This is a genomic window from Brevibacillus laterosporus (assembly GCF_030489605.1).
Classification (GTDB): domain Bacteria; phylum Bacillota; class Bacilli; order Brevibacillales; family Brevibacillaceae; genus Brevibacillus_B; species Brevibacillus_B laterosporus_E.
This window is the reverse complement of record NZ_JAUKFY010000004.1, coordinates 151,304-169,138: the sequence shown is the minus strand read 5'-3', so window position 1 is coordinate 169,138 and position 17,835 is coordinate 151,304. Positions and strand designations below refer to the sequence as shown.

Genomic DNA, 17,835 nt, shown 5'->3' with positions numbered 1-17,835 from the left:
TTTATGTATGTGGATTGCTTCTAAACTAGGAATAGTCTTGATGCTGTGCGGAGCTTTTGTCTGTTCCTCAGTCACCGCTTCTGAACAAAAGATTCCCGATTCCATTAAAATGCGCAAAGTGGCCCTGATTATAGACGATTTTGGCAATAATATGCGGGGAACAGAGGAAATTCTTAATTTACCTATTCCATTAACGATTGCAGTCATGCCATTTTTACCAAGTACAAAAAAAGATGCTGAGATGGCCCATCAAAAGAAACATGAAGTAATTGTTCACATGCCAATGGAACCGATGAAAGGGGCTAGAAAATGGCTAGGACCCGGAGCACTTATGGCTAACTTAAGTGATGAGGAAATCCGCGATCGAGTGAACAAAGCAATTGACGATGTTCCGCACGCGATCGGTATGAATAATCATATGGGGTCTAGAATTACCCAAAATCCACGTATCATGCGGATAGTATTGCAGGTATGTAAAGAGCGAGGACTTTTTTACATTGACAGTAAAACCTCTTATAGAAGCATTGTGGGGCAGGTCGCTCGGGATTTACAGGTTCCTTATATTGAAAACATGGTCTTTTTAGATGATGTGCATACGTCTTCACATATTGCGAAACAACTGAGACTTATTAGTGAAAAAGTAAAGCAAAATGAAGTATGTATTGCTATTGGCCATGTGGGCCCTGGAGGAAAAAAGGTTGCTCAAGCAATCCGCAACTATTTACCTCAGTTACAAAAAGAAGCCACAATTATGCAGGTATCCCGAATGGTAAAAGAGAAACAAGCGACACCAACAAAGACAGACGAGGGAACGAAAAAATAAAGAAAAAAGCTATACCTGTAACCTTTTGTGGAGCATTCGCTGTTTATTCTTTAATCAAAACTGTTTATTCCTTCCTATAAAAAGTAACAATTCATAACATCTCCCACAAGGGATGGACAGTATGTTACAATAGGAACTGTACTAGCTATTTATGTACAGATAGGGAGGTGAGATGCACGTGGTGGATGAATTAATTGGTTTGTCATTACCTTATGTTTGGTTGCTCTTCTGGGTATCTGTAATTGTGGTTCCATGCTGTCAATTATTATTTACTCACATCGTTGGTAAACATCAGTCAATGCAATACGAAGAACGTTTTGAATGGCGTCAGCAGCTTGTGACAATGCCAATGCGTTCGTCTTTTATTAAATTATATCGACGAGTACCTATTCGGAAAGAGAAGCGAGCAACCACGTCATCTGATGATACACTCCCAAACCCTCTCCTTGTTAGTTTATAGAGTTTGTAAACAATAAGGAGGATTTGTTCATGAAAGCTGTACGTAAATCATTACCTGTATTTTTATTTGGTGCTCTGGTGGTATTGCTGAGCGGATGTAGCAATACTGCTCCGATAACATCAGATAGTCCTGGTATCTGGGATCACTTTTTTGTTTATCCATTTTCGTGGTTAATCCAAAACGTTGCTAGCGTAACAGATGGTAATTATGGGTTAGCGATTGTCATTATGACGTTGTTGATTCGAACACTTTTATTGCCTCTCATGATGAAGCAAATGAAAAGTGGAGCTGCCATGAAAAAGCTGCAACCCCAGATTGATAAGCTGAAAAAAAAGTATAGTAATTCCAATCAAGACCCTAAACAGGCCCAAAAAATGCAAATGGAAATGATGGAATTGTACAAATCAAGCGGAGTTAATCCAATGGCGGGCTGTCTCCCTGCTCTGGTTCAAATGCCGATCTTAATGGCATTTTACTTCGCGATTCGCCGTACACCAGAGATTGCTGACCATTCATTTATGTGGTTTAACTTAGGACATGCCGATCCATATTATATCCTGCCTTTACTAGCAGCAGCTACAACCCTGTTCCAAACGATGCTGTCGACGAAAATGACTCCTGCCATGGGAGCTAATAATATGAAAATTTTCTATTACATGATGCCGATTATGATTTTTATGGCAGGAATGAATTTACCAGCAGCCCTTCCGTTATATTGGGTCGTGGGTGGAGTATTTTCGCTCGTGCAAACCTATTTTTTAAATAAGGTTTATCATGTGCCATTAACTTCGTCTGCAAGTGCTAAATAAAATAAATGATCATGAAAGAGGATAGTTATCCATTTGAAGGGGATAACTGTCCTTTTTTTATTAAAAATGCTGCTAAGCAAAACCAGCATATGAACTAGGGGGCAGCGATATTTATGTGAATGGCCTATTCATTTTTATACAACACCAAGGTAATGGTAGGTGAAAAAGCAGGAAATTTGAAAGTAATAAGGAGTCTAGTTAGTTCAGGATAATCCTGCCAACATGTCGAACTTATAAGGAAGAGTACCATGATTATACATATTGAGCAGGTTCATGATGATAAGCATACCATCAGAGAAATAGTAGAGAGCCCTCTGACGGAATAAAATTGTTGGAGGGCTGTTCGATTTTCGTCTAAGGCTTGCTATTTCATGTTTTTCTTCAAAAAAATGTACAAGAAAACAAAATATTATTCTATATCCTTTAAGTAGTTGAACATACAAGCCATTTTTGATCTTTCTAATAAAGTATTAGAAGGAGGTGTAGAGATGACAATACAATTCCAGGCTAAGCTACGAGGCTCTGAGGAAGTCCCGCCTGTTCTCACAAATGCTTCTGGGACCGCTACGTTCAAGCTAAGCCCAGATAGTAGCAGACTTGATTTCCGTTTATCAGTACATGATTTACGTAACTTGACCCAAGCTCATATTCATATCGGGGTTAGAGGTGTTAATGGACCGATAGTGGTCTTCCTCTTTGGACCGGTACAACGTGGAATTAGTGTATGTGATGCCGTAGTGACTGGATCCATTACTAGTGCAGATTTTGTTGGTCCGCTCCAAGGAAGAACACTTGCGGAATTAGTCCAACTGATGCTAAGCGGAGAAACCTATGTAAATGCACATACCACTCAACACCCTGGTGGGGAAATACGTGGTCAGATACGCAGAGTTGAAAAAGTTTGTATTTGTAAATGCTAGGCTAATTACTCATCCTCATGTACAGGATGTAATTTTAGAATATATTCTTTGCCGCCCATTTTAAACGACTATTTATGTAGCAAAAATGTAGCAGAAATGGCGTGAAGGTGAGTGCTAGCCTGCATGAAAAAGTCGTTTCCTATTTTGATAAAGAAACGACTTTTTTATATACCAGTTTCTTTATTTAACAGGGGAGCCAAACCACAACCTCAGTTCCACCTGTAGGCGTTCTTCGCATCTCTATTCGACCATGATGCAAATCAACAATTGATTTAGCGATTGATAAGCCTAATCCGCTACCACCTTTTTCACGAGTCCGAGATTTATCCACTCGATAAAACCGTTCAAATACATTTGCAAGCTCCGCATCAGGAATTCCCACGCCAGTGTCTTGAATATGTATCTCGACCCAGGCATCAGTGGAAAAGACATGGACCTTAACAAAGCCTTCCTCTGTGTACTTTTTGGCATTATCTAACAAAATATCGAACAATTGACGTATTTTACCTGTATTCATAGGTAATGTTAATGGAGCATCCCATGAAAAGTGAAGCGAAAGGTGTTTAGGAAATAGGGTTGTCCAGGTTGTACGGATTTCTTTTAACAAAGGAACCATATCCTGCGTGGCAAATAAGGCTTCCTTAGAGGGATTATCTTGTAATTTAGCTAGCGATAGCAGATCTTCAATCAACTCAAAAAGACGCGAGCATTCTTGAAGCATGGCAGACAGAGCCTCATCCCTTACCTCTGGATTATGCTTTCCCCAGCGTTGCAAAAGGCGTGCATAGCCTTCGATGATAGAGAGTGGCGTTTTAAATTCATGAGATGCATCTGCAATAAATTGCTGTTGTTTACTGAAAGCTTCCTCTACACGATCCAATAGAGAGTTGAAAGCCAGGACTAAATCTTTGATTTCAGCATCATTTGTGATGACGGGAAGGCGAGAGCCTAAATCTTCAGCTTCTTTTTTTTGAATTTGCTCAATCAATTGGGTTAACGGCTGTAATCCAATTTGGGTCAATTGATAGACACCGATGGCTGAAATAACAAAGGTAGCGACAGCAGACCAGCAGAGAATTTGGATTAGAATGCTAAAAATGGGGCGAAGTTGATCATTGTCCTGAATGATGGTTAGCAAAAGGACGTCTGGAAAACCAGGTAATTGAACCGTTTGCATTGAGCTAATTACATTTTCTTGATTGCGTAAATCTTCTTCTGTCCAGCCAGTACCAATCACAGATGCTAGGGTTATATTAGTGGAGGTTTCTAAGAGAATCGCTTGATGAACATCAGCATATTTCAACAGTACATCCTTTACAACTTGAAGGTTAGTGTTTTTATGACCCAAAGTAGCTTTTTGCAACTCGTTTAAAATCGTAACAACCTTCTTTTGCAATTGCTTTTGTTCATATTGATAAACCAAATTAGTTGTAGACATGTAGACAAACAAATTCATAAATAACAAAAACAGAGTCATTGCAGTGGTTAAAATGACGGTTAATCGCCAAGTTAAAGAAGTTGGCAGGCGTCTAGTTACTTGTTTTAGCATTTATTCCACCCGTAAACTGTAGCCAACTCCACGAATGGTATGGATTAATTTTTTGGCTCGTTTTCGTTCAATCTTATTGCGGAGATAGCGGATATACACATCGACTACGTTGGTATTGCCCATAAAGTCGAATCCCCATACTGCCGTCAATAATTGTTCACGGGTTAAAGCTTGACCTTGATGATTAGCTAAGTAAAGCAATAAATCAAATTCTCTCGGGGTTAATAAAATTTCCTTCGTATCACGGAATACACGCCGGTTCTGTACTTGGATTTCCAGTGAGCCGATGTGTAGTATTTCCTGATTTTTGGAAACAACCGGGCGAAGATTAGCGCGGATACGAGCAAATAACTCCTCGATAGCAAAGGGCTTAGTTAAATAATCATTAGCACCACTGTCTAGTCCAGCTACAATATCCTGAACCTCATTACGTGCCGTAAGCATGATGATCGGCACCTCACTTCCTGCATCTCGAATACGCCGACACACTTCAAGGCCAGAGATTTGGGGAATCATGACATCCAACAGAATGAGATCGTATTCATGATGTAACGCTTTTTCAAGCCCGATCGCCCCATCATAACAAATCTCTACTTTATACCCCTCGTTCATTAATTCCAATTGTAAATAACGTGCAAGATTTTTTTCATCTTCAACTAAGAGAAAGCTCCCTTTGCTATCTGTCGGACTCACGCTGCTGTCACCCCCCGCTTTGTATGTAAATGCCGTTGCTTCAAAACAGGTATATCTGTTGTAGTGTAACCAATTAATCCCCCTTTTACCAATTCTCACGAAAATCTCAAATTCTCTTTTCGTTCCTGAAAGGATTTGTACAAAGTTTATTGCGAGGAATTTATTTTATATCACGGGAGGATGACAGATGAGGAAAAAAGCAACATGGAAAAGGAGCAATCAGCCTATCGGTTGTATAACTGGCCGAAATATTATTGCAACGGCCGAACAATATTTGGGCATACCATACAAATACGGCTCTAGCCGTAAAGGAAAACAAACGATGGATTGCTCGGGTTTTACAATGTGGGCTTATAAAGAAGGAGCAGGGATTGACTTGGGAGCAGGCGGGGCACGCTCCCAGTATAAACAAGGAACTCCCATTCCTCGAAGTAAACTGCGAGTCGGTGACCTCGTATTTTTTTCGACAAAGAAAACCATGAAATATCCCAAAAAATCCATTAACCGCATTGGCCACGTAGGAATTTACGCCGGAAATAATCAGGTTCTACATATATATGGAAAGGAAGGCGTTACGTACAGCAATATGTCAAAGGGCTGGTGGAATGATCACTATGAAAGAGCTGCGCGTTTCTTATACAGAAAATAAACAGAAAGCTCTCTCGTAAGGCGAATAATGGCCAACGGGAGAGCTTTTTGACATAAATAAAAAGATCAAGAATTCAGATCTTTACCCGTGGAAAGAGAAGCATTTTGAAGAAGCATATCTGCTGTTTTTTGGGAGAGATCCATCAAGATTTTTTAATTTGAAAGGTTTGATCCAACAGCACCCAGTTTTGTTTAAAGGGAATGCCTAGCCTCCAATAGCTAATTCCTCGTAAATTCAACTCTTGTAATAATGAAAACTTAGCTCGCATTGAACGGGCGTCCTCAAACCAGACTTCATGCTCACGGCCTTGTTCATCGTAATACCGAAAGTGCGGTGCTTGTGCTACCGGGTCAAATTGAATGGATTGATTGTAACGTCGTGCTAGGTTAACTGCCTCTTTAGGACTCACTACTTTCGCATATCTACCTCCGGGACGATAGGGGAGTGTCCAGTCATAGCCATATAAATTTTGTCCCATCATAATTTTTGTTGAAGGCATCTCAGTTAATGCATATTCAAGTACACGCCGCACCGGTCCGATTGGCGAGACAGCCATTGGAGGCCCCCCGCTATATCCCCATTCATAGGTCATAATAATTACAAAATCAACGATCTCTCCATGGGCACGATAGTCATGAGCCTCGTACCATTGACCTTGTTGGGTAGCACTGGTTTTGGGGGCAAGTGCAGTTGAGATCATATACCCATTTGCATGCAGACGATCCCTTGCTTTCCGTAAAAATTGATTATAGGCTTCGCGATCTTTGGGATAAAGGTGTTCGATATCAAAATGAATGTCACTAAATCCATATCTTTGCGCTCTCTGTATGATTTCATCGAGCAAGCGATTTTGTTTTTGCTCATCGTTTAAAATTTCCTCACCTAATTCTGCACTGAATTGATTATTCTCTATGTTCGTAATTACCATCATCAAGGTTGCTCCATTTGATGAAGCGATCCTAGGCAGGTCGCCCAGCTCCAGTGTGGTAAGACTCCCATCACGTTTGATTTGATAGCTAAATGGGGCAATGTAGGTTAGATAGGGTGCTGATTCTTGAGCAATTTGTTCAGTCATTGCGATGTTTCTGCGTGGCTCTATGTAGGCATTTACTTCAATCGTGGGCTGAGGTGCTTGGGGAATGGTTAAAACCATGCCAGGATAAATTGGCCTTGAAGCAGAAAGATTGTTTGCTGCTTCTAATTGTTGAACAGAGACATTAAATCTCAATGCAATCTCATAAAGCGTATCACCTGGCTGAACCGTGTACTGCCTAGGAGTAACGATTACTAGCGATTGACCTACTACCAGAGTTTGTTGGGGCGTAAGATCATTATCGTTGGCGATTTGCTCTATAGAGGTTTTATAACGATTGGCGATTTGATATAAACTGTCACCGGGTCGGACAACATAAATGATCATGAGGGCACCTCCTTGTTGTTTATCTCTTCTACTCATATTCAAAAGGAAACCAATTTAGGCGCTATTTTTCTTGGATGTATCTGGAGGGATTCATGTGATGCATGTTTTTTAAAAGGGCATAATAAGGAGGCGAATGAGAAGGGAATGAAATGTATGCAGGAATTGGACTACAGACGAAAAGTGACAGTTATGCTAGCTATTATGGCGGCGTTATTATTTGCTTCCATTAATCAAACAATTGTAGGGACAGCGCTCCCTAAAATTATAGCTAAATTGGGGGGCATGGATTATTACAGTTGGGTGTTTACGATTTATATGCTCACCTCAAGCATTGCAACCATATTAGTAGGAAAGCTTTCTGACATGTATGGTCGCAAGCCTTTCATTTTGATCGGGTTAGGAGTATTTGTTTTAGGTGCCTTTTTATGTGGAACATCTCACAATATTTTTGAACTGATTTTGTATCGAGGTATTCAGGGGGCAGGGGCAGGGGTAATCATGTCCACGGCTTTTACCTCCATAGCTGACCTTTTTGCTCCAAGAGAGCGGGGGAGATGGCAAGGCTTAATGTCATCGGTGTTTGGACTAGCCAGTGTTTTTGGGCCTGTGTTAGGTGGATATATTGTTGATAATGCAGATTGGCACTGGGTGTTTTGGGTGTTTTTGCCGTTTGGAATCATTGCAATTGGAATGATTTATTGGCTGTTTCCACGTGCGGTTCATAAAGAGAAGCAAACCGTTGATTACTGGGGGTCGCTGTTTATTACGACAACGATGGTGCCTTTTCTGCTAGCATTTTCATGGGCGGGCACAAAATATGAATGGGCATCCCTTACGATTCTCGGTTTGTTTGCCTTGACTGTGGTTTCATTGCTTTTATTTATTTATGTTGAAAAGCAAGCGACTAATCCTGTTATTCCATTACATTTATTTCGTAATGATATTTTCACGATCTCAAACGTAATTGGCTTTATTGTTGGAGCTGGGATGTATGCATCGATTATGTACATGCCATTTTTTATTCAGGGGGTACTTGGATATTCGGCTACTCATTCTAGCTATCTAACAATGCCTATGACACTTAGCTTGGTCGTGGGGAGTGCAGTATGCGGTCAATTGATGACAAAGACAGGTACTTATAAGAAATTTGCCTTGGGTGGCTTAGTGCTCATGCTTGTAGGGATGTATTTACTAGCCCGAATGGATCAAGGAACTGCGAGTAGTTCAATTGTGTTCAATCTAATTGTATTTGGATTAGGACTGGGAGTAGCTATGCCAGTATTTACGATCACTGTCCAAAATGCAGTGAAAAATAAGGATTTAGGAGTTGCTACAGCCGCGTCACAGTTATTTCGTTCCTTAGGTGGGACAATTGGCGTAGCTATTATGGGAACCATTCTTTCCGTACGCATTGGCTTAAAAATGAGTGAGTCGACGGCACAATTAGGAATTAGTCATCTGCCTAACATTCCGCCAGAACTTGTCCAGAAAATCAGCGCATTGCATAACCCGCAAATTTTACTGGATTTGCAACGACTGGATCAAATAGAAAAGAGTCTCCCACCAGTGCTGCACGAGCTGTTTAACCATGTAATTGCCAATTTACGAGATGCCTTACAGTATGCATTAACAGGAGTTTTTCTTACTTCTACCTGGTTACTTGTCTTTGCTTTAGTTCTTACGTTTTTTCTACGAGAAATTCCGTTGCGCAGTGAAGGAGATACACGGCAGATAGCTGCCAAAAAAGCTTCATGGGGGAGTAATTCCAAAAAGAGATAAAGAGCTTTGCATACGGCAAAGCTCTTTTTTTCCTTATACGGATGCGGCCAAGTGAATTTCATCCTCTGTTAAATAGCATTGTGGATCGGATGCCCAGAAATCTCCATAGAAACCTTGTGCGCGAGGCCGGAAGTTTCCGTTACAGACGGAGAAGTATTGACAGGTCGCACAGCGCCCATGAATTTTGCTTTTCCGGTCACGCAATCCCAGAAGAATAGGATGATCTCCCTGCCAAATCTCTGCGAAGGACTGTTCCCGCAGATTTCCAAGTGCGATGTTTTGACTAAATTGGTCAGGATGTACAATTCCACGGTGATCAATATTGCAGAAAGCGATACCGGAGCGATTACCGCCATTACGTTGCAGCTTTTCCCAAATGCGTCCTGCTAGCTCAGGATCGGTTTCCATTACTTTTAGATATAGATAGATTGCATCTGCATGGTTGTCAACCGTTAAAATTTCGCGAGGTTGCCCTGATTTTTGGAAATAATGAATTTTTTCAATGATAAAATCTAAAGCCTCACGTGTCTGCTGATGAGTAATATCATCCTCGACCCCTCCACGGCCTGCATAGACGAGATGGTAGAAACAGACACGCGGAATATTCTCTTTTTCAATCAGATCAAAAATATCTGGCAACGCTTCAATATTGTGTTTGTTCATAGTAAAACGAAGGCCAACCTTTTGACCCACAGCCATGCAGTTTCGGATTCCGCGAATGGCTAAATCAAAGGCGCCTTCTTTTTGACGGAAAAAATCATGCGTTTTTTGCATCCCATCTAAGCTTATGCCAACATAGCTAATACCTAAGTCCTTTAAGCGCTTGGCCTTTTTCTCATCAATAAGCGTGCCATTGGTTGAGAAGGTAATTCGAATACCCCGAGAAATAGCATGCTCTGCTAGCTCAAAAATATCTGGTCGAATCAGAGGTTCACCGCCCGAAAACAGAATAATGGGCACCTTCATATCCGCTAGCTGATTTATAACATCGTGGGCTTCCTCTGTGCTCAGCTCTCCTTCATATTTTTTATTTTCGGAGCTGGAGTAGCAATGTAAGCAGTGAAGATTGCAAGTTTTTGTAATATTCCAAGCAACAACAGGTCCATGCCCATGATGGGTTCCTGTTTTTTGGTTTCGAGAAGCCTCTGAATATCGCAATTTATCTCCGAAGGTCGTAGTTGTTTCAAGTAAACTGGAAAGTCCTATCATCATATCCTCCCCTAAGCCTTTGTACAAACTTTCACGGCCTAATTCTAGCAAATAGCTGGAAAAGATTTTGTGAGGAATATCACTTCTTGGAATAGCCAACTTGGTTACAATCAAAAAGAGCAAGGAGGGATTGGTATGCTGGAATACGAGAGCGATTTCGCTGTGAAAAAGAAACATGAACACATTTTGCTTTCCTATTTGTACAATGACCACAGCGAGCTGGATGGAAAACTAAAGCACATTCTGTCACTGATTCGTTATGGCACAAAATGGAACGAAGCATTACATGAAGATTTACATCGTTTCCTTCAATTCCTTCAAACAGATTTCCGTCGGCACATTATGGTGGAGGACGATATTTTATTTTTTACGTTGACGAATCGACTGGCAACATTAGAGGAGCCATTACTGCTCATTAAATCAGAACATGATCGTTTATTAGAGATATCAGATCGAATTGGGGCAGAATTGAATCAGTGTGTTCGACAAGAACAAAAAACGTCGACGATGGTTTGTTTACTGAAGCAATTTGATGAGCTGTTTGAAGAGCATACGATCAAGGAGGACAGGGTGTTGTACCCGATGGCCAATCAACTGTTGACATTAGCCGAAAAGGATAGCCTGTATCAAACAATCTCCAAACATTATAAATAGATACCATCATGCCAATGGAGTGAACTAGATGAATTACGACCAGAATCCTTTTATCGCGATTTGGGAAGTGACGCGTGCATGTGCATTGCGTTGCTTGCATTGCCGGGCCGTAGCGCAGCCCAATCGTCATCCAGACGAGCTGAGTACAGAAGAAGGGAAGGAATTGTTAGATCAAATCAAAGAAATGGGCAATCCTCTTCTTGTTTTAACTGGCGGCGATCCATTGATGCGGGAAGATTTATATGAATTAATTGAGTATGCTGTAAAAATTGGATTACGTGTCTCTATGTCTCCTAGCGCTACCCCGCGTGTAACAGAAAAAGCGATCGTTAAAGCAAAAGAGGCTGGGCTGTCACGCTGGGCTTTTAGCCTAGATGGTCCTACTAAAGAGGTGCATGATTATTTCCGCGGAACACCAGGCTCGTATGATATTACCGTAAAATCGTTGGCTATTTTGAAAAAACATGGGTTACCTGTTCAATTAAATACAACGATTTCTGTTTATAATGCGCATTTACTAGAAGAAATGTCCCAGATGGTGGAAGAATGGGGCGCAGTTCTATGGAGTGTTTTCTTTTTAATTCCTACGGGAAGAGGGCAGGCAAGTGATGCGGTATCCCCAATGGAACAAGAGCGCATTTATCGCTGGCTGATCGAAAAGAGTCGGACTGCTAGCTACAGCATCAAAACAACAGCGGCCCCTGCCTATCGGCGAGCACTATACTTTGCAGCTCAAAAGGGCATGAAAACGCAACCTGTGAAAGTAAAAAGAATGGATCATTTAGGACGTTCAGCTGGAGGAGTTACGGACGGTAAAGGCTTTGTGTTTGTTTCTCATGTAGGGGATGTTCAGCCAAGCGGCTTTTTACCGATTAATTGCGGAAATGTGCGTCAAACACCTTTGGCAGATTTATATCGTAATCATGCAGTCTTTCAAGCGTTGCGTTACCCGGATGGCTATTCGGGAAAATGTGGTGTCTGTAACTTTAATCAGGTGTGTGGGGGATCACGCGCCCGTGCTTATGCCATGACAAAGGATTATTTGGCAAGCGATCCTTCATGTATGTATATACCGCCAAAATGGGAAGAAGGCTATGGCCAAAATCAATTGGGCCACTTTTAACACAGCAAAATGATCATAAATAAGACGTTGGAAAAGAAGCAAGAAATGTTAGATGACATGGCTTGCTTTTTTTGCGTTCCATTTTTAATTTTTTATATATTAATATATTTTTGTACAAAATGTGAAACCCTAAATCTATGTGATTAAAATCACAAAGCGCTGTATAAGAGTTGGGTATGATTTTGATGTAAAAAAGAATGTATATATAAAAAAGTTCAATTTCGTTTAAAAACATAGGTTGAGCGTTTGAACTTAGTAGAGGAGGTAACCTATGTCAATAAAAGGAGTAATGAAATGGGAGCCTGAGAATCCGGAATTTTGGGAATCTACAGGCAAAAGAGTGGCCAACCGTAACCTTTGGATTTCTATTCCGGCCCTATTACTTGCTTTTAGTATCTGGTCCATTTGGTCGGTTGTTGCTGTTAATCTGAATAAAGTCGGGTTTCAATTTACAGCAGATGAGCTGTTTAGCTTAGCGGCTCTTCCAGGTCTCTCAGGGGCTACACTGCGTATTTTATATGCCTTTGTCGTTCCGATTTTTGGGGGGCGTAATTGGACCGTTTGCAGTACAGCTTCTTTGTTAATTCCAGCCATTTGGATTGGATTTGCTGTACAAGATCCGTCTACCTCCTATGAGACAATGGCATTTCTCGCCATTTTGTGCGGCTTCGGTGGCGGTAATTTCGCTTCTTCCATGGCAAATATTAGCTTCTTTTTTCCACAAGCGAAAAAAGGCTCTGCCTTGGGGTTAAATGCGGGGCTTGGGAATCTTGGTGTAAGTATAGCACAATTTCTCGTACCAATCGTAATTGGGATTAGCGTATTTGGAAATATTGCTGGTGGACCACAAACAAGTGATACAGCGCAATTATGGTTACAAAATGCTGGATTTATTTGGGTAATCCCGATTTTACTGACTACAATTGCAGCTATGTTTGGGATGAACAATCTTCCGATGAAGCAATCGATTAAAGATCAATTGGTTATTTTTAAACGAAAGCATATGTGGATTTGTTCGTTTCTCTACACGATGAGTTTCGGGTCATTTATCGGCTTTGCAACAGCATTTCCATTGCTAACGCAGCACCAGTTTCCCGATGTAAATCCGTTGCAATATGCCTTTATTGGTCCTTTATTAGGAGCGTTAGTCCGGCCGGTTGGAGGTATGCTGGCAGATAAGCTTGGCGGGGCAAGGGTAACTCTCTACAATGTGATTCTGCTGATCGCTGCTACGGCTGGAGTTATCTACTTCATGAATGCGAAAGAATTCTGGGCATTTTTCGCCTGTTTCATCGTGATTTTCTTTACGACGGGGATATGCAATGGTTCCGTTACACGCATGATGCCTGCGATCTTTCCGCCAAAGGAAGCGGCGCCGGTCATCGGCTTTACATCAGCGATTGCAGCATACGGGCAATTCTTTATTCCAAAGTCATTTAGTATGTCAATTAAGGCCACGGGTGCCCCAGATATTGCTTTATACGGGTTCTTGGTGTTTTATGCAGTAGCTTTGATCTTGCTGTGGTACTTCTATGCACGTAAAAATGCCGAGGTAAAGTGCTAGAGTATAACCCTGCTTGATTCAACAAAAGAGTCTTGGTTGCCAGTGACCAAGACTCTCTTTTAAATCTGACATATTTCATTGGGACAATCATCGCAGCAGATGGCATCTTTTAAAAAGGAAAGATCCTTAATTAAAATATTTCCTTGGGAATTTTGCTCGATAACATCTTGTTTCTTTAAATCAGACAGCATGCGGTTTACACTTTCTCTGGTTAGCCCAATAAATTGAGCCAAATCTCGATTGGTGAGAGCAAGCGTGATATAAATCCCTTTTTCATGTGGTTCTCCGTAGCTGTTACTCAGCCGGATAAGCGTGGAGTATAGTGCTCCGATTTTGCCATTTAACAACAAATCACGGAATTTGGATTGGATGCGGCGATTCATGATACCCATCCACCGCAAAAATTCAGCACAGAATATCCCATTCTTTAAGAGAAGGCGTTCTAAGGATTGGCGGGGAATAATGTTGACTTCACCCGCTTGCAACATGCTGGCGGTAGTGTTGTAGCTTAAGTTCTCTTCGAACAATCCGGGCACACCTACTAGTTCTCCATTGCTGAAGACTTGCAGAGTTAATTCTTTTCCGTCCGTCGTCGTCTTGGTCAGTTTCAATTGTCCGGATTCAATCAGGTATAAATGATCAGCCTTGTCTCCATCCATAAAAAGCACGGAGCCAGCAGCAAATTTTTTAGAAATAGAAATCTCTTTTAGATGCCGGGTAAAGTCAGGGGAGACTTGTTGAATGAATGTAAATCCTTGATTGCCCACAACGAGACCTCCATGCAAATTGACGTATTCTTCGCGTTTTATTATAGCGATCAATAACTAGAAATGAAAGGCACTATTTCATAATGTTAAAAATTTGTGCAGGAATAAGTGATGCTCATCACAATGAGCAAGAAATGAATTAAGTACAATGACAATCGATCATTACCTAAAAAAGAAAAAATAGGGCAAGAAAAAAGAAAAATTCCAGGGGGGTAGTAGATCATGGATCGTGCTTTTGCATCCAAATTTGCCAAGAGAGCCTTTTGCATTATCTTGGTACTGTTTTTCATATCATATGTAGGCTCAAGATCATTTACACATATGGATTTAGCCTTATATGGGTATATGGTTGGCACAATAGTGTTTATTGGCGGATTTTTATATCGATTTGGCGCGTGGGCAGAACGTCCACCTACTAAGCTTATCATTAAAAAGGGGATAAAATTACTTTTTCGTAAAAATAGCCCTAAAACAGCTACAGAACAACTGGTAACGTATCGCTTCATCTGGAATCGCCATTGGTATCGCTGGACCCAGCATATCCTGATAGGATGGGGCTGTATGCTTGCCGCTTTCGTAACCTTCCCGCTTGTTTTTGGCTGGATGTACTTTACAATGCCGGTGAACGGAATGTACACGGTTGTATTTATGGGAATGGATTTAATGACGATTCAGGCAGATGGAATCTTAGCTTATTGTTTTTATAATGCTTTAAACATTAGCGCTTTTATGGTGATTGCTGGGGTTTCAATGGCCTTGTATCGACGGTGTAAGGATATGCAAGCTCGTGCGGAACAAAGCTTTGTTTATGATTTTTTACCGCTGTATTTATTAATGGCCATTAGTATCACAGGTCTATTCTTAACTGCGTCTAATGTCTTTTTGGCTGGCTTTGGCCATCCCGTATTAAAAATGATCCATCAGTTCTTTGTCATTATTACATTAATTTATCTGCCGTTTGGTAAGCTTGCGCATATTCCATTCCGTCCAATGAGTGTGTTTGCACGCAATTATCGGCTTCATTACAGCGAACAATCGATGAAAGCCTGTAAGCTATGCGGGGCAGAATTCGTCTCCGTAGAGCAATCCAACGACGTTATCGAGGTGCTACAAAAAAATCAAATCGCATTTGAAATGCAGGAAGGCTTTCACTTAGCAGAGCTCTGCCTGCCATGTCGCCGAAAATATCGGATGTTTCGCTTTACAGGCAAACCAACACACCACACTTTGAAGGAGGAGGGCAACCAGCATGCCAACGGATAAATTTCAAAAGCAGATTCCCAACAAAATTCATCCAGGTGAAAGGCTTGTTGATACTCACTGCAGCTATTGCGGCATGCAATGTGGCATGAAATTAAGAGTGGACATTGCCTCTAACAAGATCATCGGGGTCGAACCTCGCTATGATTTTCCCGTTAATCTAGGCAAGCTGTGTCCTAAAGGAACAACAGCTTATCAGCAGGTGAATCATCCTGATCGGATAAAACGTCCGTTAATTCGTGATAATGCAGCGTTAAAAGGAACATCAGAAGGCTTTCGGGAAGCTAGCTGGGACGAAGCCTTAGACCTTATTGTCCGGCAGTATCAGGAACTGCAAGAAAAGCATGGAAAGGATACTTTGTCCGTTTACTCTGGAGTTTCCATGACCAATGAAAAATGCTATTTAACCGGGAAATTTGCTCGGATTGCTTTACAAACACGCTATATTGACTACAATGGTCGCTTTTGCATGTCATCAGCGGCTGCAGGCTTAAATCGCAGCCTGGGAATTGATCGAGGCTCCACGATTCCATGGACAGATATTCATCAGACGGATTGTTTGTTTATCACGGGATCAAATGCAGCGGAGTGCCATCCTACGAGCATGTTTCGTATTTGGGAGGTTCAGAATCGAGGGGGATACCTAATTGTCGTCGATCCACGCGAAACACCGTTGGCACGCCGAGCCGACATTCATTTAGATATTCGTCCGGGGACTGATTTAGCCTTAGCAAATGGAATTGTTCATCTGTTGATTGAAAAAGGATATGTCGATGAAGAATTTGTGAAAAACCACACAAATGGTTTTGAGGAAACAAAGGAATTGGTAAAGGACTTTACACCAGAATATGTGAGTGAGATTACAGGATGTGGCATACAGAAAATCATTCGTGCTGCCGAGATTTATGGGAAAGCTCCAAATGCGATCGTTATGTTCTGTCGGGGTGTGGAACAGCAATCGAAAGGAACAGATAACGTATCAGCGTATACAAATATGGCTTTAGTAACAGGAAAAATTGGACGTCCCAAATCAGGGGTAGCAACATTAACAGGCCAAGGAAACGGACAAGGTGGACGTGAACACGGACAGAAAGCGGACCAATTACCGGGCTATCGTAAAATGGATAATCCCGAGGATGTAAAGCTAGTAGCAGAGCGTTGGGGAGTACCTGTTTGTGAGATGCCGAAAAAAGGGGTATCTGCCTACGAAATGTTCCAACTGATGCTGGATAAAACCATCCGTTCTCTATATTTGTTATGTTCTAATCCCGCAGTAAGTGCGCCTAACCAGAATCATGTACGGTCAGCGCTTAAGGAACTTGATTTTATGGTTTGTGTGGATTTTTATTTATCGGAATCGGCTGAATATGCAGATGTGATTTTACCAACGACAACATGGGCAGAGGATGAGGGCACAACCACTAATCTTGAAGGACGTGTAATTCGTCACAAACAAGCTCAAGACTGGTATGCGGAATCTAAGCCTGACTGGTGGATTCAAGTTGAAATTGCCAAACGTATGGGACGGGGAGAATATTTTGGGCATTTACAATCTCCACGCGATATATTTACTGAGCTGACGGAGCTGTCTCGGGGGGCTGTTGCAGATTATTCGGGCATTACGTATGAAAAAATTGAACAAAAAAATGGCGTTTTTTGGCCCTGTACATCAGATGAAGATCAAGGACAGCCGCATTTATTTTTAGACAAACAATTTTATCATCCTGATGGCAAGGCGAAGATTTGTGCCCTGCCTTATCGCCCGCCAGCAGAAGAGCCATGCAAGGAATATCCTTTGCGCTTAACAACGGGGCGTGTAGTCTTTCATTATCTTTCTGGTAATCAGACCCGCCGGATTCCTTTTTTGAAAGAAATGTATCCTGATCCATTGCTAGAGGTTCATCCTGAAACAGCAGAGGCATATGGCATCAAGCATGATGAGGTTGTTGTATTAAAAACCCGCCGCGGTCAAGCGAAGTACAAGGTAAAAATTATCGAAGCGATTCGCCCTGATACTGTTTTTGTACCCTACCATTGGGGAAAGGACGAATCGATTAATCTGCTTACGAATCCAGCGCTTGATCCTTACAGCCGGATGCCAGAATTTAAGGCATGTGCAGCCGAGATCGTCAAGCTAGACAAGGGAGGGAAATGAC

General features: G+C 41.5%; 16 protein-coding genes. 11 read left to right on the top strand and 5 right to left on the bottom strand.

Features of this window, described 5'->3' with window-relative positions:
• The first annotated feature begins 7 nt into the window (after nt 1-7).
• The 4 genes from QZ995_RS06135 (at nt 8) to QZ995_RS06120 (ending at nt 3,012) form a co-directional block, all read left to right on the top strand.
• Nucleotides 8-823, top strand: a complete 816-nt coding sequence (locus QZ995_RS06135; RefSeq protein ID WP_301804410.1) for a divergent polysaccharide deacetylase family protein — start codon at nt 8-10, stop codon at nt 821-823.
• Nucleotides 824-995: 172 nt separating this feature from the next.
• Entirely contained in the window at nt 996-1,283 is a 288-nt protein-coding gene (locus QZ995_RS06130; RefSeq protein WP_301804409.1) for a hypothetical protein, read from the top strand.
• Nucleotides 1,284-1,312: 29 nt separating this feature from the next.
• Nucleotides 1,313-2,092: a membrane protein insertase YidC gene (gene yidC, locus QZ995_RS06125; protein WP_301804406.1), complete on the top strand. Its 780-nt coding sequence runs from the start codon at nt 1,313-1,315 to the stop codon at nt 2,090-2,092.
• Nucleotides 2,093-2,580: 488 nt separating this feature from the next.
• Nucleotides 2,581-3,012: a CHRD domain-containing protein gene (locus tag QZ995_RS06120; RefSeq protein ID WP_301804403.1), complete on the top strand. Its 432-nt coding sequence runs from the start codon at nt 2,581-2,583 to the stop codon at nt 3,010-3,012.
• 184 nt (nt 3,013-3,196) lie between these two features.
• Here the strand turns inward: QZ995_RS06120 and QZ995_RS06115 are convergent, their stop codons facing one another.
• Both QZ995_RS06115 and QZ995_RS06110 read right to left on the bottom strand, forming a co-directional pair.
• Nucleotides 3,197-4,561, bottom strand: a complete 1,365-nt coding sequence (locus QZ995_RS06115; RefSeq protein ID WP_301804401.1) for a sensor histidine kinase — start codon at nt 4,559-4,561, stop codon at nt 3,197-3,199.
• The gene (locus QZ995_RS06110; RefSeq protein ID WP_301804398.1) at nt 4,562-5,254 is read right to left on the bottom strand and encodes a response regulator transcription factor; all 693 of its coding nucleotides are present in this window, start codon (nt 5,252-5,254) and stop codon (nt 4,562-4,564) included. It abuts the gene before it with no gap.
• 187 nt (nt 5,255-5,441) lie between these two features.
• Here QZ995_RS06110 and QZ995_RS06105 point away from each other — a divergent pair, with 187 nt between their 5' ends.
• Nucleotides 5,442-5,903, top strand: a complete 462-nt coding sequence (locus QZ995_RS06105; RefSeq protein ID WP_301804396.1) for a C40 family peptidase — start codon at nt 5,442-5,444, stop codon at nt 5,901-5,903.
• 142 nt (nt 5,904-6,045) lie between these two features.
• Here the strand turns inward: QZ995_RS06105 and QZ995_RS06100 are convergent, their stop codons facing one another.
• On the bottom strand, nt 6,046-7,323 hold the full coding sequence (locus QZ995_RS06100; RefSeq protein WP_301804395.1) for a glycoside hydrolase family 18 protein: 1,278 nt from the start codon (nt 7,321-7,323) through the stop codon (nt 6,046-6,048).
• Nucleotides 7,324-7,476: 153 nt separating this feature from the next.
• On the opposite strand from QZ995_RS06100, the gene QZ995_RS06095 reads away from it, so the two are divergent.
• A complete protein-coding gene (locus tag QZ995_RS06095; RefSeq protein WP_301804858.1) occupies nt 7,477-9,102 on the top strand; it encodes an MDR family MFS transporter in 1,626 nt (541 codons plus the stop codon).
• 33 nt (nt 9,103-9,135) lie between these two features.
• On the opposite strand, the gene QZ995_RS06090 is transcribed toward QZ995_RS06095, so the two are convergent.
• Nucleotides 9,136-10,314: a radical SAM protein gene (locus tag QZ995_RS06090; RefSeq protein WP_301804392.1), complete on the bottom strand. Its 1,179-nt coding sequence runs from the start codon at nt 10,312-10,314 to the stop codon at nt 9,136-9,138.
• Between the two features lie 132 nt (nt 10,315-10,446).
• Between QZ995_RS06090 and QZ995_RS06085 the strand changes: the two genes are divergently transcribed.
• From QZ995_RS06085 to QZ995_RS06075, 3 genes are all read left to right on the top strand, one after another.
• The gene (locus QZ995_RS06085) at nt 10,447-10,965 is read left to right on the top strand and encodes a hemerythrin domain-containing protein (protein ID WP_301804390.1); all 519 of its coding nucleotides are present in this window, start codon (nt 10,447-10,449) and stop codon (nt 10,963-10,965) included.
• Nucleotides 10,966-10,993: 28 nt separating this feature from the next.
• Nucleotides 10,994-12,088: a TIGR04053 family radical SAM/SPASM domain-containing protein gene (locus QZ995_RS06080; RefSeq protein WP_301804388.1), complete on the top strand. Its 1,095-nt coding sequence runs from the start codon at nt 10,994-10,996 to the stop codon at nt 12,086-12,088.
• A 271-nt stretch (nt 12,089-12,359) separates the two neighbouring features.
• Complete coding sequence (locus tag QZ995_RS06075) at nt 12,360-13,652, top strand: NarK family nitrate/nitrite MFS transporter (RefSeq protein WP_301804386.1); 1,293 nt, start codon at nt 12,360-12,362, stop codon at nt 13,650-13,652.
• Between the two features lie 59 nt (nt 13,653-13,711).
• Here QZ995_RS06075 and QZ995_RS06070 read toward each other — a convergent pair whose 3' ends face one another.
• Entirely contained in the window at nt 13,712-14,419 is a 708-nt protein-coding gene (locus tag QZ995_RS06070) for a Crp/Fnr family transcriptional regulator (protein WP_301804384.1), read from the bottom strand.
• A gap of 222 nt (nt 14,420-14,641) precedes the next feature.
• Here QZ995_RS06070 and QZ995_RS06065 point away from each other — a divergent pair, with 222 nt between their 5' ends.
• Together QZ995_RS06065 and QZ995_RS06060 are read left to right on the top strand one after the other, a co-directional pair.
• Nucleotides 14,642-15,682: a hypothetical protein gene (locus tag QZ995_RS06065; protein WP_301804382.1), complete on the top strand. Its 1,041-nt coding sequence runs from the start codon at nt 14,642-14,644 to the stop codon at nt 15,680-15,682.
• A complete protein-coding gene (locus QZ995_RS06060; protein ID WP_301804379.1) occupies nt 15,669-17,834 on the top strand; it encodes a molybdopterin oxidoreductase family protein in 2,166 nt (721 codons plus the stop codon). Before QZ995_RS06065 ends, QZ995_RS06060 begins: the two co-directional genes overlap by 14 nt.
• The last annotated feature ends 1 nt before the right edge of the window (nt 17,835 follow it).

Coding starts and splice junctions, on each gene's coding strand:
- QZ995_RS06135 (WP_301804410.1), top strand. CDS start 8: ATGTGGATTGCTTCTAAACTAGGAATAGTCTTGATGCTGTGCGGAGCT.
- QZ995_RS06130 (WP_301804409.1), top strand. CDS start 996: ATGCACGTGGTGGATGAATTAATTGGTTTGTCATTACCTTATGTTTGG.
- yidC (WP_301804406.1), top strand. CDS start 1,313: ATGAAAGCTGTACGTAAATCATTACCTGTATTTTTATTTGGTGCTCTG.
- QZ995_RS06120 (WP_301804403.1), top strand. CDS start 2,581: ATGACAATACAATTCCAGGCTAAGCTACGAGGCTCTGAGGAAGTCCCG.
- QZ995_RS06115 (WP_301804401.1), bottom strand. CDS start 4,561: ATGCTAAAACAAGTAACTAGACGCCTGCCAACTTCTTTAACTTGGCGA.
- QZ995_RS06105 (WP_301804396.1), top strand. CDS start 5,442: ATGAGGAAAAAAGCAACATGGAAAAGGAGCAATCAGCCTATCGGTTGT.
- QZ995_RS06100 (WP_301804395.1), bottom strand. CDS start 7,323: ATGATCATTTATGTTGTCCGACCCGGTGACAGTTTATATCAAATCGCC.
- QZ995_RS06095 (WP_301804858.1), top strand. CDS start 7,477: ATGCAGGAATTGGACTACAGACGAAAAGTGACAGTTATGCTAGCTATT.
- QZ995_RS06090 (WP_301804392.1), bottom strand. CDS start 10,314: ATGATGATAGGACTTTCCAGTTTACTTGAAACAACTACGACCTTCGGA.
- QZ995_RS06085 (WP_301804390.1), top strand. CDS start 10,447: ATGCTGGAATACGAGAGCGATTTCGCTGTGAAAAAGAAACATGAACAC.
- QZ995_RS06080 (WP_301804388.1), top strand. CDS start 10,994: ATGAATTACGACCAGAATCCTTTTATCGCGATTTGGGAAGTGACGCGT.
- QZ995_RS06075 (WP_301804386.1), top strand. CDS start 12,360: ATGTCAATAAAAGGAGTAATGAAATGGGAGCCTGAGAATCCGGAATTT.
- QZ995_RS06065 (WP_301804382.1), top strand. CDS start 14,642: ATGGATCGTGCTTTTGCATCCAAATTTGCCAAGAGAGCCTTTTGCATT.
- QZ995_RS06060 (WP_301804379.1), top strand. CDS start 15,669: ATGCCAACGGATAAATTTCAAAAGCAGATTCCCAACAAAATTCATCCA.